Source organism: Niastella sp. sgz303648, assembly GCF_059587045.1.
Map to the genome: position 1 here is coordinate 466040 of NZ_JCAPSW010000006.1, position 15984 is coordinate 482023.

10 protein-coding genes are annotated in these 15984 nt (G+C 42.9%); 8 read left to right on the forward strand and 2 right to left on the reverse strand.

Features of this window, described 5'->3' with window-relative positions:
* Nucleotides 1–126 precede the first annotated feature (126 nt).
* Nucleotides 127–768 (forward strand): hypothetical protein, encoded by a 642-nt coding sequence (locus AC59IL_RS19990; protein WP_496553960.1) that lies wholly within the window; start codon nt 127–129, stop codon nt 766–768.
* Between the two features lie 508 nt (nt 769–1276).
* Nucleotides 1277–2230: a CvpA family protein gene (locus tag AC59IL_RS19995; RefSeq protein ID WP_496553961.1), complete on the forward strand. Its 954-nt coding sequence runs from the start codon at nt 1277–1279 to the stop codon at nt 2228–2230.
* Nucleotides 2231–2499: 269 nt separating this feature from the next.
* On the opposite strand, the gene AC59IL_RS20000 is transcribed toward AC59IL_RS19995, so the two are convergent.
* On the reverse strand, nt 2500–2667 hold the full coding sequence (locus AC59IL_RS20000) for a hypothetical protein (RefSeq protein WP_496553962.1): 168 nt from the start codon (nt 2665–2667) through the stop codon (nt 2500–2502).
* Nucleotides 2668–3009: 342 nt separating this feature from the next.
* Between AC59IL_RS20000 and proB the strand changes: the two genes are divergently transcribed.
* From proB to AC59IL_RS20020, 4 genes are all read left to right on the forward strand, one after another.
* Nucleotides 3010–4044 carry a glutamate 5-kinase gene (proB, locus tag AC59IL_RS20005; RefSeq protein WP_496553963.1) on the forward strand — a complete coding sequence of 345 codons (1035 nt, stop codon included), beginning with the start codon at nt 3010–3012 and terminating at the stop codon, nt 4042–4044.
* A gap of 10 nt (nt 4045–4054) precedes the next feature.
* Nucleotides 4055–5299, forward strand: coding sequence for a glutamate-5-semialdehyde dehydrogenase (locus tag AC59IL_RS20010; RefSeq protein ID WP_496553964.1), 1245 nt, complete (start codon nt 4055–4057; stop codon nt 5297–5299).
* A 310-nt stretch (nt 5300–5609) separates the two neighbouring features.
* Entirely contained in the window at nt 5610–9725 is a 4116-nt protein-coding gene (locus AC59IL_RS20015) for a hybrid sensor histidine kinase/response regulator transcription factor (RefSeq protein ID WP_496553965.1), read from the forward strand.
* A gap of 99 nt (nt 9726–9824) precedes the next feature.
* Nucleotides 9825–10292: a hypothetical protein gene (locus tag AC59IL_RS20020; protein ID WP_496553966.1), complete on the forward strand. Its 468-nt coding sequence runs from the start codon at nt 9825–9827 to the stop codon at nt 10290–10292.
* Between the two features lie 116 nt (nt 10293–10408).
* Here the strand turns inward: AC59IL_RS20020 and AC59IL_RS20025 are convergent, their stop codons facing one another.
* Nucleotides 10409–10588, reverse strand: coding sequence for a hypothetical protein (locus AC59IL_RS20025; protein ID WP_496553967.1), 180 nt, complete (start codon nt 10586–10588; stop codon nt 10409–10411).
* 289 nt (nt 10589–10877) lie between these two features.
* Between AC59IL_RS20025 and AC59IL_RS20030 the strand changes: the two genes are divergently transcribed.
* Nucleotides 10878–12821 (forward strand): T9SS type A sorting domain-containing protein, encoded by a 1944-nt coding sequence (locus AC59IL_RS20030; protein WP_496553968.1) that lies wholly within the window; start codon nt 10878–10880, stop codon nt 12819–12821.
* Between the two features lie 233 nt (nt 12822–13054).
* The gene (locus AC59IL_RS20035) at nt 13055–15403 is read left to right on the forward strand and encodes a glycoside hydrolase family 2 TIM barrel-domain containing protein (RefSeq protein WP_496553969.1); all 2349 of its coding nucleotides are present in this window, start codon (nt 13055–13057) and stop codon (nt 15401–15403) included.
* The last annotated feature ends 581 nt before the right edge of the window (nt 15404–15984 follow it).

Consider the following 15984-nt stretch of genomic DNA (forward strand, 5'->3'; position numbering starts at 1 on the left):
CAGGAAACTGGTAAACCGGCGACAGGTAACTGCAGTCTTGTTAACATTACTTTATTTGGCTCACCTCGTAATTTGTCGTTATTTTCGCTCTGTCCGTATTATTCTACCAACCAACAATACAATTCTATGCGATTTTTTTTATGTCTGTGGTTGCTTGGCCTGAGCGTTTGTAGCGTTGCGCAGGATGAAGCCCTGCCGGATCTGCGAAATAAAAGAGAAAGCTTTGCAAAATTTCCGAAAGGTGAAATTCGCGACGACCTCGCAACTTTTACAATTGGCGGTATTGATGAGCGTATTGGTAAAAACCCGCTTCAAAGAATACCTGCAACCGATTACAATCTGCGTTCAATTACTTTTGAAGGAAATGATATTAAAATAGTGGTTACCAGCGGCACCTTCGAAGCTTCGAAACACAAGTTGTTTTATTATTACGATAAGAAGTACCTCGTAAAAATTGATGGTAAACCCTACTATGGCGATTATGGTACCATTCCCACAACAACCATCGCTTCGGTTATGGTTATTGTTAATAAAGATACCGTTCAGGTACCACCAACCGCTTTTGCTGATTTGTTTCATCCTGAATTTACCTATGTTGACGGATCAGGTACAATTCGTACACACAACGGGGTGTTTTTGTCGGCTGATAAGCATAAGATATATATTTATATGGTGAATAGTGAAGCTATTGGTCATTACGAGGTTACATTTATCATTCAGGATAAAAAATATGTAGGACGTGTTATCGATTCGGGTATCCTGAAATAAATCGGTTAGGCAGGATGTTCAAATAGGATTTCCGGCAAGGTGAATAACTTTTTAAAAATTTGTTTAAAGGGGTATAATCAACACATTGTCAGTTTGGAAGCCTTTAAAAAGTACCTGCAAAAAAATATTTTTTTCAATTCAACAATTTACGAAGCACGAACACCGTTAGTATATCGGTTTTTCATAGGATATTGGATTTTTAACAGGCCTGGATGTCTATCCGGGCTTTTTTATTTTAAAATATGTTATTAACAGTTGCGTAGCTGAGTATTTTCCTACTCATTTCATCAGTATTCCTGCTAATTTCATAGTTGTTTTGGCACGCTATGGGTAGAACCGCTTCACGTTTCCCGTTTCATCCCGTCATTGGCAGGACATAACCCATCAAAATTGTAGAAAATTAGCAACAATACTATTTCCCTTCCTGTTAATGATACTAAAACAACGCGAAAAGTACAATGCGTAATCATAGCATGGTTTTTTTGTTTTAATGGGAAATACCGGGATTATGAATTGGGTTGATCTTTTGTTAATAGGTGTCGTTTTGTTTGGAGTTTGGGATGGCTGGAGGAAAGGATTTATTCTGGAGCTATTATACCTGCTGGGATTGATTATAACTATCGCCGCCACTTTCTTTTTATATCCCTACCTGACTGCTTTTGTTAACAAATACATTCCATCGCTGGGGGCATGGGCCTTGCCTTTTGCATTTATAGTTACCTATGTGATAATGCGTGTATTAACAAATGCTTTTACAAACCGGATACTTACCGACATTCCTACCGATGCACATTATAAAGGAGCCAATAAATTGTTAGGTACTTTACCTGGTTTTATTAATGGGGTTATTCATGCCGTTATCGGCGCTGCTTTACTGCTGGCGTTGCCCATCAGTAACAATTTATCGAATAAAACGCGCGAAAGCCGGTTTGTAGGACGCCTGTCGATACCCGCCGAGTGGCTCGAAACAAAAATATCACCTGTATTTACCGAGGTAGAAAGAACCATGAACCGGCTGACCGTAAAACCGGGTTCAAACGAAACGGTGATCCTTCCGTTTAAGGTAATGGCGCCGCCTGCCCGGCCCGACCTCGAAACAAACATGTTACGACTGGTAAATTCTGAAAGAATAAAAGCCGGTTTGAATATTTTGAAACCCGATCCTGAATTGACCAAAGTTGGCCGCATACATTCGGTTGATATGTTTCAGCGCGGTTATTTTTCGCACGTATCGCTCGATGGCAAGGGGCCTTTCGACAGGATGCGCGATGTTGGTGTTGATTTTACAAATGCCGGCGAAAATCTGGCGCTGGCCCCCACACTCGATATCGCCCATAATGGCTTAATGCATTCACCCGGTCATCGCGCCAATATTCTTCGCCCCGAATTTGGCCGGCTTGGAATCGGTATAGTTGATGGTGGCAAGTATGGGTTAATGATTTCTCAGGAGTTCAGAAACTGAAGTCTGAAGTCAGATGTCAGAAGTCAGATTGAACCGAAGTCTGAAGTCTGAGGTCTGAAGTCGGAAAAAACGAAGTCTGAAGTCTGAAGTCTGATGCCTGAGGTCAGAAGTCAGATTGAACCGAAGTCTGAAGTCAGAGGTCTGAAGTCAGAAAAAACGAAGTCTGATGTCTGATGCCTGAAGTCGGATTGAACCCGATAGTTTATCCCTCTGAATTGATTCGCACCCCATTCAGTTACAGTCATCGGACCTCCGACCTCCGACTTCGTTTATCTTCTTCCGAACAACTTACTAATAATGAAAAATAGCAAACCGATTATTACTACCACCAAAAAAATCCCCCACCACATACCGGCTTTAAAAATGGTTTCTATAGCCGAGCAGCTTGCATAAAACAGTGTCAGCAACAGCAATATAAATCCATAATACTTTTTCATAAGCCCTTTTTACCGGTATATACAAAAAGTGCATGCCCCCCTGTAACCAGCTGGGTTTCATTATATTTTGAAGGAATGATGTAGAATTATTTGCCCGATGCTGAAGTCTGAAATCTGAGGTCTGAGGTCCGAAGTATGAAGTCGGATAGGACCCGCTAATTCATCCCTCTTAACTGATTCATACCCCCATCCAATTTCATTCTTCCGACTTCCGTGTTTTCCCCTTTGCTTATTTGCACCTCATCCAATTACAATCTTCGGACATCCGACATCTGACTTCGGATTTCTGACTTCTGACCTCCGACATCCGACTTTCCGACTTTTCCGACTTAAATTTGCGCCATGCAAAAGCCGGTTTTAGTTATTAAGCTTGGAACAGCGGTCATTACCAACGACGAAGGTGTTATCAGTCATTCTATTATAAAAAAAGTAGCGGCTGAAATTGCTGATCTTTTTTCGCAGTACCAGGTGGTTTTGGTTTCGAGCGGCGCAGTGGGAGCCGGTAAAGTATACATTCAGAATTATAAAGGCAGTATTACCGAACGCAAGGCCGCGGCGGCAGTGGGCAATCCCATGCTCATTCAGTTATACCAAAAGCATTTTTCAAAATACGATATTCCGGTAGCGCAGGCATTGTGCGAACGGCATCACTTCTCGAACCGTTTTCAGTTTGTTCAGTTAAAAGAAACGTTCGAAGCTTTTTGGCAAAACGGCATTTTGCCCATTGTAAACGAAAACGACCTCGTGAGTAATGTTGAGTTAAAGTTTTCTGACAACGACGAGCTCGCCACTTTAATAGCCATTGGCTTTGATGCCGAAACCCTGATCATTTGCACCTCGGTGGGCGGGTTTATGGATAATGAAAAGAACATCATTCCCATTGTAGATAAAGTCGACAATAAAGTAATGGGCTATGTGCAAACTACGAAAAGCAGTCTGGGCCTGGGCGGCATGACGTCGAAGCTCACCTTTACCCGGCTGGCTTCATCACTGGGCATTAAAGTAATCATTTGCGGACTGAAAGGAAATGCGCCTTTTACCGACGCACTTGGCGGCAAAAACGGAACTACCTTTGTGCCGCAGGCTTCTAATTTAAAAGCCCGGCAAAAATGGCTGGCCAGCGGTTCTATTACACTGGGCACTATTTCGGTCGACAAAGGAGCTGTTAAGGCATTGCGTCAGCGCCGAAGTTTGTTAACAGTTGGCGTAACCAATGTACAGGGTAAATTTGCAGCCGGCGAAGTGGTGCAAATAAAAGATGAAGACGAAAACATAATCGGCGTTGCCAAAGTGAAGCTCGATATAGCTGCTATCCGCGATGGCATTTCGCAAAAAAATGTGCTGGCGGCACATGCCGATGATATTGTAATTTTTTAAAAAGGCCTGAATGAATACAATTGAACCGTTAATTATAAAAACCTGGAAAGCCGCTGTGCATCTGCGGCGGGCAACTGATAAGCAACTGAAATCGGCTTTACTGCAACTGGCCGATGAGCTGGAAAAAAGCAGCAAACAGTTGCTGAAAGAAAATCAAAAGGATGTTGAAAAACAGGATGCCGGTAACCCGCGCATCGACCGGCTGATATTGAATGAACAGCGCATCAAAGGCATTGCCAACAGTATTCGCAAAATTAGCCGGCTGCCCAATCCCTCAAATAAAACGATCGAAAAGCGCACGCTGTATAATGGTTTGCAGTTACAGAAAATTACTGTGCCGCTGGGCGTGGTAGGGGCAATTTACGAATCAAGGCCCAACGTAACTTTTGATATTGCGGCGCTTTGTTTGCGCAGCCAGAATGGTTGTTTATTGAAAGGCAGCAGCGAAGCCGATAATACCAACCAGGCTGCTATCAAAATCATTAAAAAAGTACTGAAGGCGAATGACATCAATCCCGATTGTGTAACGCTGCTTCCTGCCGAACGCGAAACCGTTCAGGAATTATTCACTGCCACGAAGTATGTTGATGTATTGATCCCGCGCGGGTCCGATTCGCTGATACAATTTGTAAGAAAGAACAGCCTCGTACCGGTTATTGAAACCGGGGCGGGTGTATGCCATATTTATGTTGAAAAAGATGCCACTATAAAAAAAGCGGTAAATATTGTGGTGAACGCCAAGGTACAACGTCCTTCGGTGTGCAATGCGGTTGATACCATACTGGTTGATGAACCCGCCGCGCCGGCATTTTTAAAACAATTGCAGCCTTTGTTCAATGAACATCAGGTTGAAATTTTTGCCGATGCCAAAGCTTATAAATTATTAAAGGGCTATCCGCATTTGCAAAAGGCAGCGCCTGAAGATTTTGACCGTGAATTTTTAAGCCTGAAATGTGCGGTAAAAGTGGTGAAAAACATCGACGAAGCATTGGAGCATATTCAGCAACATTCAACCAAACACTCCGAAGCCATTGTATCGAACAATAAAAAATATTGTGAGCGGTTTTTGCAGGAAGTAGATGCCGCTACCGTGTACACCAATGCCAGTACACGGTTTACCGATGGTGAAGAAATGGGGCTGGGCGCCGAAATAGGCATTTCAACCCAAAAATTGCATGCCCGCGGCCCCTTTGCGTTGGAGAAACTGGTTACCGAAAAATGGTTGCTGAAAGGGAACGGGCAGGTGCGCGGTTGACCTTAGGTGCCGGTGTTACAAAATGGGCTTTTAATTGATTTACTTTCAATCGATTAATAGGTTTGTGCAACTCCGTTTGGTTTCGAAAGAAGGCCGAACTTTGTACAGCCGCAATTTATTTTAAATCACTGATCCAAATCAAATTCCTTCGCCGGAGTTTTGCTTAAATTTACTCCCCGCAAGCATCATAAAATGCTTGCTTAGTGTCATACATACAATTGATTATTAAGAAAAAAGGAATATAAACGGTCAACAATTCCGGCTCCGGCTTATTAGGGGAAAAGGTTGCGATTGACGTTCACGATTTACGATGAAAAGCCGCTTGTTATTTGCAACGATTGCTTTGTTGGTATATGTTCTTCCTGTTTACTCACAACCGGTTCAATACTCGTTTTCACGTCTTGATGTTTCCAATGGACTATCGCATAACCAGGTTACTTCTATTATAAAAGATGCCAAAGGATTTATGTGGTTTGGTACTGCATCGGGGTTTAACCGTTATGATGGGTATACATTCAAAGTTTATCGCCATAGGGAAAACGATTCTACCTCGCTGATCGACGACGTGATCATTAAAATACAGGAAGGGCCCGATAATAAATTCTGGATCGATACCCGTAGCGGCCTGTGTGTATTCGACCCGGTTGTAGAAAAGGCAAATTCAAACGTAATGGCATATTGCCGGCAATTATCATTACCGGCTGCACCTGTTACCCGCATTGTTAAAGATAAACAGCAGCATTTCTGGTTTGCACAAACAGGGAACGGACTCAGTTTGTATGATCCATCTACGCATACAGTTCACCGGTTTACCCGTGAACAAGGTAAAACTCCTACCCCCGATATTGCCGATATGACTACCGATAGCAAAGGCAATCTGTGGGTGATGTATATGGATGGTTTTTTAGAAGGCTATCATACGGCATCGGCTACTCTTATTTTTCGAAAAGCAAATTTGTTCAATACAGGCGGGTCGCTCAGGTATCGCTTGTTTGCCGACGCCGATAACGATTTGTGGATTTATTCCGATGCTTTTCCCCAGGGTATATTTTGTTATAATACCACCCGTAATACCATGCTGCATTTTCATCGTGATGCAGCAATCGGCAGGTTAAATACCAACCTCGTAACCGGCGTGCAACAGGATAACCATGGTATCATCTGGATATGCACCGACCATGGCGGCGTTAACCTGCTGAATAAACAAACCGGCGCCATATCCTATATTCAAAACAAAGCCGAAGACCCGAAAAGCCTTAGTTTGAACAGCATCACTGCCATTTACCGCGATAATACCGGCATCATATGGCTCGGTACTTATAAAAAAGGAATTAATTATTATCACGAAAGCATTATCAAATTTCCGGTATACCATCATGTGCTTTCCGATGTGCACAGTTTGCCGTATGATGATGTGAACCGTTTTGTGGAAGATGATAAAGGCAACCTGTGGGTAGGCACCAATGGAGGCGGGCTAATTTATTACGACCGGTCGGCACAATTGTTCCGTACGTTCCGCCATAACGCTGCCAATACCAACAGCATCTGCAATGATGTAATTGTGAGTTTATGGATCGACCACGAAAAAAAATTATGGATAGGTTCCTATTACGGCGGGCTGGATTGTTACGACGGAAAGAACTTTATTCATTATAAAAATAACCCTTCAGATACTACCAGTCTTTCAGACAACAACATCTGGGAAATTTATGAAGATGCGCAACAGCGGCTTTGGGTAGGTACTCTTAGCGGCGGGTTGAATTTGTTCGACCGGCAGAAAAAAACTTTTTATCATTACCGCCAGGGGCCGCAAGGGCTGAGTTCAAACTATATCGCTGCATTAACCGAAGATGCAGAGGGTAATCTATGGATTGGTACCGAATCGGGTATAACTATAATGGATAAAAGAACCGGCAGTTTCAGGTATTTTATTCATGATTCAAAAGATGTGCGTAGCCTCAGCAACAATAGTGTAACCGCCCTGCTTAAAGACAGCCATGGCCGCATGTGGGCCACCACGCGCGACGGATTAAATCTTTTTGACAAGGCTACCGGTTCTTTTGTGCATTTTAATCAAACAAACGGCCTGTCGGATAATAATGTACTAACGCTTATGGAAGATGATGCCGGCACGCTTTGGTTCGGAACGGCCAATGGCATTTCAAGAGCGTTTGTTCAAACTGATGCCGGTAACGGCCTGCGTTTACAATTCAGGAATTATGATGAGCGCGATGGTTTGCAGGGGCGTGAGTTTAACGAAAATGCAGCCCTGAAAACAAAACGCGGTGAACTGATATTTGGCGGCGCCAATGGTTTTAACATCATCAACCCCCAAATGATTGCACATAATACAGTTGTGCCTGATGTGGTATTGACCGATCTGCGTGTGTTTGATAAAAATCCTAAACCCGGTGAGGTGATCAATAAGCGCGTTCTGTTAAATACTACTATTGCAGATGCAAAGGAAATTACCCTGAAGTATTATGAAAACATTTTTTCGCTGGAATTTGCTGCGCTCAATTATTCAAATCCCGAAAAAAATCAATACGTCTATAAGCTCGAAGGATTTAATAACGACTGGCTTACTACCGACGGCACCCAGCGCAAAGTAACCTACACCAACCTTGACCCCGGTACATATATATTCAGGGTAAAGGCCAGTAACGGCGATGGCGTTTGGAACGAACAGGGCGCGGCTTTGCAGATTACTATATTACCTCCCTTTTGGAAAACCATACCTGCATTTATCATTTATGCATTACTGGCAGTGGCTATTTTAATTATAGCACGCCGCATAACCATTCAGCGGGCGCATATGCGTTTTCAGCTGGCGCAGCAAAAGAAAGAGGCCGAACGCGTTCATGAGCTTGATTTATTAAAACTGAAATTTTTTACCAACGTAAGTCATGAGTTCAGAACACCATTATCGTTAATTATGGCGCCGGTTGAAAAAATGCTTAAACATTCGCATGAACCGGAGCAGAAAAAGCAGTTTCAGTTAATTTACCGCAACGCACGCCGGTTACTGGCGCTGGTAAACCAACTGCTCGATTTCAGAAAGCTCGAAATGCAGGAGCTGCGCCTGTACCCGAGTGTAGGCGATATCGTTTCTTTTGTAAAGGAAATCAGTCATTCGTTTTCTGATATGGCAGGAAACAAAAACATTCATTTTTCTTTTACCTCCGAAATAGCATCATTGCAAATTTCATTCGATCCCGATAAGCTCGAACGCATTTTATTTAACCTGCTTTCCAACGCATTTAAGTTTACATCCGAACATGGCAACATACAGGTTATACTCGATCTGCAGCAGCAGCGTGTTGGTGGTGTTGTTTCCAAATATGTTGCTATAAAAGTAAAAGACAGCGGTATTGGTATTCCGGTCGAAGAGCACGATAAAATATTCGAACGCTTTTTTCAGCACGATGTACCCGGCAGCATATTGAACCAGGGCAGTGGTATTGGCCTGGCCATATCAAAAGAGTTTGTGCGGTTGCATCAGGGCACTATTTCGGTAGAAAGCGAACCGGGTAAAGGAACCTGTTTTACTGTGCTTTTGCCCGCTACAGAAACAATTACTGTTGCTGTAGATGAACCGGTGGCTGTTATTGAAGAAAACCTGCAGGAGGAAGAAGCTAAAAGCGATAAAACAACGCGCAGAAAACCGGTTATACTAATTGTTGATGATAATGAAGATATACGGTTTTACCTGAAAGATAACCTGCGCCGGAATTATATCGTATATGAAGCGGTTAATGGCGCTGAAGGTCTTGAGAAAACGCATTTACATAACCCCGATCTGGTAGTAAGCGATGTAATGATGCCGGTTATGGATGGTATGGAATTATGTCGCCGGATCAAGCACGATAAGCAAACATCGCATATTCCTGTAATATTATTAACTGCCCGCTCAGCAGCCGAGCCAAAGCTCGAAGCTTTTCAGGTAGGGGCCAACGACTATGTTACCAAACCTTTCAGCTTCGAAATGTTGCAATCGCGCATTAAGAACCTGCTGGCCCAGCAGGAAGCCATGCGAAAATTGTTTCAAAAACAGGTAGAGGTAAATCCTACCGAGATCAGCATTACTTCGGTTGATGAGCAATTCATTCGCCAGTCGCTCGAAGCAGTAGAAAAAAACATATCTGATCCCGATTTTTCGGTCGAAGACCTGAGTCGTGCGCTGCACATGAGCCGCGTAGCCTTGTATAAAAAGTTGCTGGCGTTAACAGGCAAATCACCGCTTGATTTTATAAAAACCATCCGCTTAAAAAGGGCTGCCCAGCTATTGGAAAAAAGCCAGCAAACGGTGTCAGAAATTGCTTACGAAGTTGGGTTTAACAATCCGAAATATTTCGCCCGCACATTTCGCAAAGAGTTTGGCGTTCTGCCTTCGGAGTATGCTGCCCGTAAAACAACCTCACCTTAAGTTTCTCTCCCGGTAAGGATTTTAGGGTTGGGGCATTAACAATTCATTTGTGCAGCAATAGGATACACCACACTGTCAGTAGTGGAAACATTAACCTTTATGAAAAAAATGTTAACCTTTATCCTGATTGCCACTGGTTTGGTTACCCATGCCCAAACCGATCACGAAGTTCCTTTAAAAAGCACCTATGCCTGGGGTTCTGGTTTGTTAAATGGCTTTAATATATGTATTGATGTGATTACCATAACGCATCATACAAATAATGTAAAAGTTGCTTCGCTGGTTGGTATGGCAGGCGGAGCGGCAGACATTGTTCTTGGTTTAACAAATATTAAAAAAGACGACACGGAATATATTACTGGAACGCCCTGGGTTAAAAATATCTACAAAAGCAACAACAGGCTTTCTTATTATAACATTGGCATAGGTGCTGCCACTTTGGGTATCAATGCTGTAACCTTCATTATTAATAATAACCGGCCCCGCAAAACCACCTTTAATATTTATAGCACCCCCGGTTTTAACAATTCTACGAATGTTGGGGTGGCGCTTACCAGAAGATTATAAAAATATCCGGGTTCATCTGTGTCCTGAGTTCCGCAACCAGCGGTAAAGGATCCGTGGCATCCCATAAAAAAGAAGATCGCTTTTCAGCAACCTTTTCAATGTAAACAATCTATATGCTATCCTTTTTTCTTTTGCTGTCCCGGTGCATACGCTCTGGCCGATTGAGAGCCTGTTAACTTTTTTGCCTGTCCCGGTGGCAATCGGTGAGCCGGAGGTGTTTTTACGATCACCACTTTTCGGTAACAACTGCTGCAAATCGCTGACAACATTATCATCATAATTAATAAATAGCTCATTTTCATGGTATTGAATCTTTAGGATGTATTTATATGAAAAACAATTATAATATTGTTTTTTTATAATATCAACTTTTCGCAGACTGCTTAACATTTATGCCCCTGTTTAATAACATTTGACTTCCCTTACTTCATTTGTAACTGTTTAATTTTGAGAATGTATTACTAACTCTCCAGGGGCTTATCACGGTGGTTAAAAAAGTAGGTTAAATAGATGAATGATCATTACAATGTGTGTTTGCAGACTTTTAAATTTAGTGGCGCAAAATTTTAAATGCCGATACCATTCATGAAACGACTGCTTATAAAAAAACAAACTATCATTTTTTTAACCGGCGGCTTGCTGATGTGTGGTAAGGCCCTTGCTCAGGATGCCGGATTTTTTTTGAACGACTGGCAGGCAAAAACAATCGCTTCTCCTGCTTATACCGATGGTACAAAACCAACAGCCACTGCCACTGCAACAATTACCGTTGATGCCGCAAATGTGATCAATAAAGTTTCGAAATATTTGTTTGGCAATAATTGCAATCCATACATGACCCAAATGATCACCGAATCAGTACTGATCAATCACATAAAAAATTTATCGCCCAATATCATTCGCATGCCCGGTGGAAACATCAGCAGCGTGTATTTCTGGAATGCCAACCCCGGCGTTAAACCGGCCGATGCACCCGATTCGTTACCCGATGCAAATGGTAATAAAACTGATGCCGGTTACTGGTATGGTAATAATACTGCAAGCTGGACCCTTTCGCTGAACAACTATTACAACATGTTACAGCAAACCGCCAGCACCGGTATTATTACAGTGAATTATAGCTATGCCCGGTACAGCACCGCAACTGATCCGGTGGCTGCAGGCGCTCACCTCGCAGCCGAATGGGTTCGCTATGATAATGGACGCACAAAATTTTGGGAAGTTGGTAACGAAAGCAATGGCACCTGGCAGGCCGGTTATCGCATTGATGTTTCGAAAAATAAGGACGGGCAACCGGCCATCATTACCGGCGATTTGTATGGCCGGCATTTTAAAGTGTTTGCCGATTCCATGAAAAAAGCAGCTCAACAAATTGGTAAAACAATTTATATCGGCGCCCAGTTACTCGAAAAAGCGCCTGAATCGTGGCAAACCGCCACCGATCAAACATGGAACCAGGGTGTATTGGCTCAGGCCGCCACTGCTGCTGATTTTTACATTGTTCATAATTATTACACGCCGTATAATACCAACTCCAACGCTTCGGATATACTCGCTACAGGATCCAGTGTAACAAACGCCATGATGCAATACCTCACGCAAAATATTCAGGCAAACGGCGCTTCATTAAAACCTATAGCGCTAACTGAATACAACATTTTTGCAGTGGGTTCAAAGCAAATGGTATCGCATATCAATGGCATGCATGCAGTGATGGTGTTGGGTGAGCTGATGAAAAATAAATATGGCATGGCCAGCCGCTGGGACCTTTCGAATGCCTGGGACAATGGGAACGACCATGGCACTTTTAGTGCAGGCGATGAACCGGGTGTATCGAAATGGACGCCAAGACCTTCGTTTTACCACATGTATTATTTTCAAAAATATTGTGGAGATCAGATGATCTCTTCCACTGTATCGGGTAGTACTGATGTAGTGGGCTATGCTTCAACATTTTCATCAGGACAGGCAGGCATCGCCATCGTAAACAAAGGAACAGCTACACAAACGGTGAAAGTGAATTTTCAAAACTTTACACCGGGCACACGCTATTACTGGTATACGCTTACCGGTGATGCCGACAATGGCGAGTTTTCGCGCAAAGTGCTTGTGAATGGTACCGGCCCATCAGGCGTTGCGGGTGGGCCCGATACCTATGCCGATTTAAAACCTAATTCGGCCATTGCGAATAACGATGTTCGTATTACGGCTCCGCCACGCTCTGTTTCATTTGTACTGGTTGAAAAAAGCAGTGTTACGGCTGTTACCGATATCGATCCCGACAACAAGCTGATAAAGATATTTCCCAACCCTTCGAAAGACGGCAATTTTGTGATCAGCTTTACAGGCTTTGTTCCGGTAAAAACAGTTGATGTATCTATTGTAAATGAAAGCGGCCAGTTGGTTGACCGCAGGCAATACAAAGCAGGTACGCAATTAGGCGCCGGCAGGCCGTTGGCAAAAGGCGTATACATGGTGAAGATCATTACGCAAAAAGGAACGACCGTTAAAACGCTGGTGGTACGCTAAGAAGTCATGAGCGAAGTCATTATCTGCATCCGCAGATGTTGGTACCTTGCGTGATTAATCCGGTAAGCACACAGCTATAAGGTGCAAGCCTCCCAAAACAACAGGTATTGATTAAAACTTAATATTTCAGAAATAAGTCAAATTGGATTGTAATGTTAAATCGGCGATTGTTTTTTCTTCTGTGTTGGTTGTTATTTATTAAAACGGCAACTGCACAAACCACTGCACGAATAGTGAATGATTTTACCGGCGACTGGAAGTTTCACCTCGATGATGTATCAGGGGCCCAGGAACCTGCTTTTAACGATGCTTCATGGCGAAGCCTTTCATTGCCACACGACTGGAGCATTGAACTTGCCTTCGATAAAAATAGTCCAACAGGTACCGGTGGCGGCGCCCTGCGCGGAGGTACAGGATGGTACCGCAAAACCTTTGTATTGCCTGCATCGGTAAAAAATAAAAAAGCATTTATTGATTTTGACGGCGTGTATATGAACAGTGAAGTATGGATCAACGGACATTATCTGGGCAAACGTCCGAATGGGTATATTTCTTTTCGCTATGAGCTCACGCCTTACCTTCATTATGGCAGTGAAAAAAATGTGCTGGCAGTTAAAGTAAACAATGCCGATCAGCCCAATTCGCGCTGGTACAGCGGCTCGGGCATTTATCGTAATGTATGGATGGTGTTTACCAATGAGGTGATGGTTGATAACCAGGGCACCTTTGTAACTACCCCACAGGTATCTGAACAATCAGCTACTGCATTAATACGCACCCGGCTGCGTGCTACAGGCAGTACAAAACCGGTGATTGTTAAAACAACCGTTTATGATGCCGGTGCTGTAGCTATGCAAACGCAGCAAACGACTGTATCGTTCAACAATAAGGAAGCAACAGAAATAAGTCAGCAGATGACCATTGCCCGTCCGCACCTGTGGTCGCTTGACAATCCTTATTTGTATTCAATAAAAACACAGCTGATACGCGATGGTAAAATTATCGACGATTATACAACGCCACTGGGTATTCGCTATTTTTCATTCGATATCGATAAAGGTTTTTTCCTGAACGGAAAGCATGTTAAGATCCGCGGTGTATGTAATCACCATGATCTGGGATGCCTGGGAACAGCCATCAATACAAGAGCTCTTAAACGTCAATTACAGATATTAAAAGCCATGGGCTGTAATGGCATTCGTACTTCGCACAATCCGCCTGCTCCTGAATTGCTCAACCTTTGCGATAAAATGGGCTTTATAGTAATGGATGAGGCCTTTGATATGTGGAAGAAAGCAAAAACAAAATACGATTATCATTTATACTGGGACGAATGGCATGCAAAAGACCTTACGGATCAAATCATTCGCGATCGCAATCACCCTTCAGTTTTTATATGGAGCGTAGGTAACGAAATAATGGAGCAGTGGAACCATGATACAACAGGAACTACCATTGTAAAAGAGCTGGTAAGCATTGTAAAATCGCTCGATACCACAAGGCCGGTTGTTACAGCAAATAATGGAACCGGTTTGGGCAACAAAATATTGGAAGCGGGTGCATTGGATTTGATCGGTTATAATTATCATAAGAAAGACTGGACAATAGAAAATACAATTGGTCGCTGGGGCCGGAAACCTTTTATCATAACCGAATCAACTTCGGCTTTGCAAACACGCAGGCATTACGATATGCCTTCTGACAGCATTCGCCGCTGGCCCGAACGCGAAGACAAAGACAATGTTCAGTTTGGTAATGCCGATACTACCTGTTCGGCATACGACAACTGTTCGGCGCCCTGGGGTTCAACCCATGAAGAAAGCATGAAAATATTTGAGAAAAATGAACATATATCGGGAATGTATATATGGACAGGTTTTGATTACATAGGCGAACCTACGCCATACTCATGGCCGGCCCGCAGTTCATACTTTGGTATTATTGATCTGGCTGGTTTTCCGAAAGATGTTTATTACATGTACCAGAGTGTGTGGACCAACAAACCGGTACTGCATATTTATCCGCACTGGAACTGGAAAAAAGGAGATACTATAGATATATGGGCTTATTATAATAATGCCGATGAAGTGGAGCTTTTTTTGAATGACAAATCAGTAGGTGTGCGAAAAAAAGAAGGTGATGCACTACATGTACTATGGCGTTTGCCATATGTGCCCGGAACACTGAAAGCCGTATCGCGCAAAAATGGAAAAACGGTTCTTACCAAAACCATTCGAACTGCAGGCGCTCCTGCACGCATTGCCATAAATGCCGATAGAAATATGATAAAGGCAAATGGAAAAGATCTTTCATTTATAACTGTAACAATAACAGATGCTGCAGGCAATCCTGTGCCTGATGCCGGCAATGATGTACAGTTTTCGGTAAAAGGCGAAGGGCAATTAGTCGCAGTTGATAATGGCAGTGAAACCAGTATGGAGTTGTTCAGGGCTAACCACCGCAAGGCCTTCAATGGTTTATGTTTGGCGGTATTGCAATCAACAACAAAAACGGGTAAACTGGTTTTTACCGCAACATCACCGGGGCTTGCACCGGCAACTATAACAATACAAACCAGGTAACATTTCAATACCCTCATATTAACATTCGGCTCCCCTGTAATAGCAAACCGGTTGGTACATTTAAACCGGGTGTTATTCCTGTTCATATTCAAAAAACAGGGAATTTGGCAAACCCTTTGTGCCAATACGATTGTTGCTATATGCAAGTTGCTGAAGCGCCATGGGGCGCTGCCTTTTCCTTTTTCCAGGTTGCCATTGTTATTTCTCAGGCAACCTGGATTTTGTGAAGCCTTTCTGCTAAAAATTTCCTTCCTTTTAATTTCAATTAGGATTCCTTTCGGGGATAATGGGTATATGTTGGTTTGTTATACATTATAATTTTACATTTCAATCGTTAAAAGAACACTTGTTAGTATTTGCTGTAGCATAATTAAATAAGGGATACAGCGTTTAATACAATTATAAGACAGAGGAGGACCGAATTTGCAGGGATAAGCAATTCCATGGACCTAAATCACAGTATTATTCTTATACATACGTACTTAACCGGCAAAAATGAGCGTTATATAAATTCCGGGTTAAAAACCCGGTTATGTGCGGAGGGTAATGTAAACAGGTACACCCTTGTTCGGGGGTATCAT

Coding starts and splice junctions, on each gene's coding strand:
- AC59IL_RS19990 (WP_496553960.1), top strand. CDS start 127: ATGCGATTTTTTTTATGTCTGTGGTTGCTTGGCCTGAGCGTTTGTAGC.
- AC59IL_RS19995 (WP_496553961.1), top strand. CDS start 1,277: ATGAATTGGGTTGATCTTTTGTTAATAGGTGTCGTTTTGTTTGGAGTT.
- AC59IL_RS20000 (WP_496553962.1), bottom strand. CDS start 2,667: ATGAAAAAGTATTATGGATTTATATTGCTGTTGCTGACACTGTTTTAT.
- proB (WP_496553963.1), top strand. CDS start 3,010: ATGCAAAAGCCGGTTTTAGTTATTAAGCTTGGAACAGCGGTCATTACC.
- AC59IL_RS20010 (WP_496553964.1), top strand. CDS start 4,055: ATGAATACAATTGAACCGTTAATTATAAAAACCTGGAAAGCCGCTGTG.
- AC59IL_RS20015 (WP_496553965.1), top strand. CDS start 5,610: ATGAAAAGCCGCTTGTTATTTGCAACGATTGCTTTGTTGGTATATGTT.
- AC59IL_RS20020 (WP_496553966.1), top strand. CDS start 9,825: ATGAAAAAAATGTTAACCTTTATCCTGATTGCCACTGGTTTGGTTACC.
- AC59IL_RS20025 (WP_496553967.1), bottom strand. CDS start 10,588: ATGAGCTATTTATTAATTATGATGATAATGTTGTCAGCGATTTGCAGC.
- AC59IL_RS20030 (WP_496553968.1), top strand. CDS start 10,878: ATGAAACGACTGCTTATAAAAAAACAAACTATCATTTTTTTAACCGGC.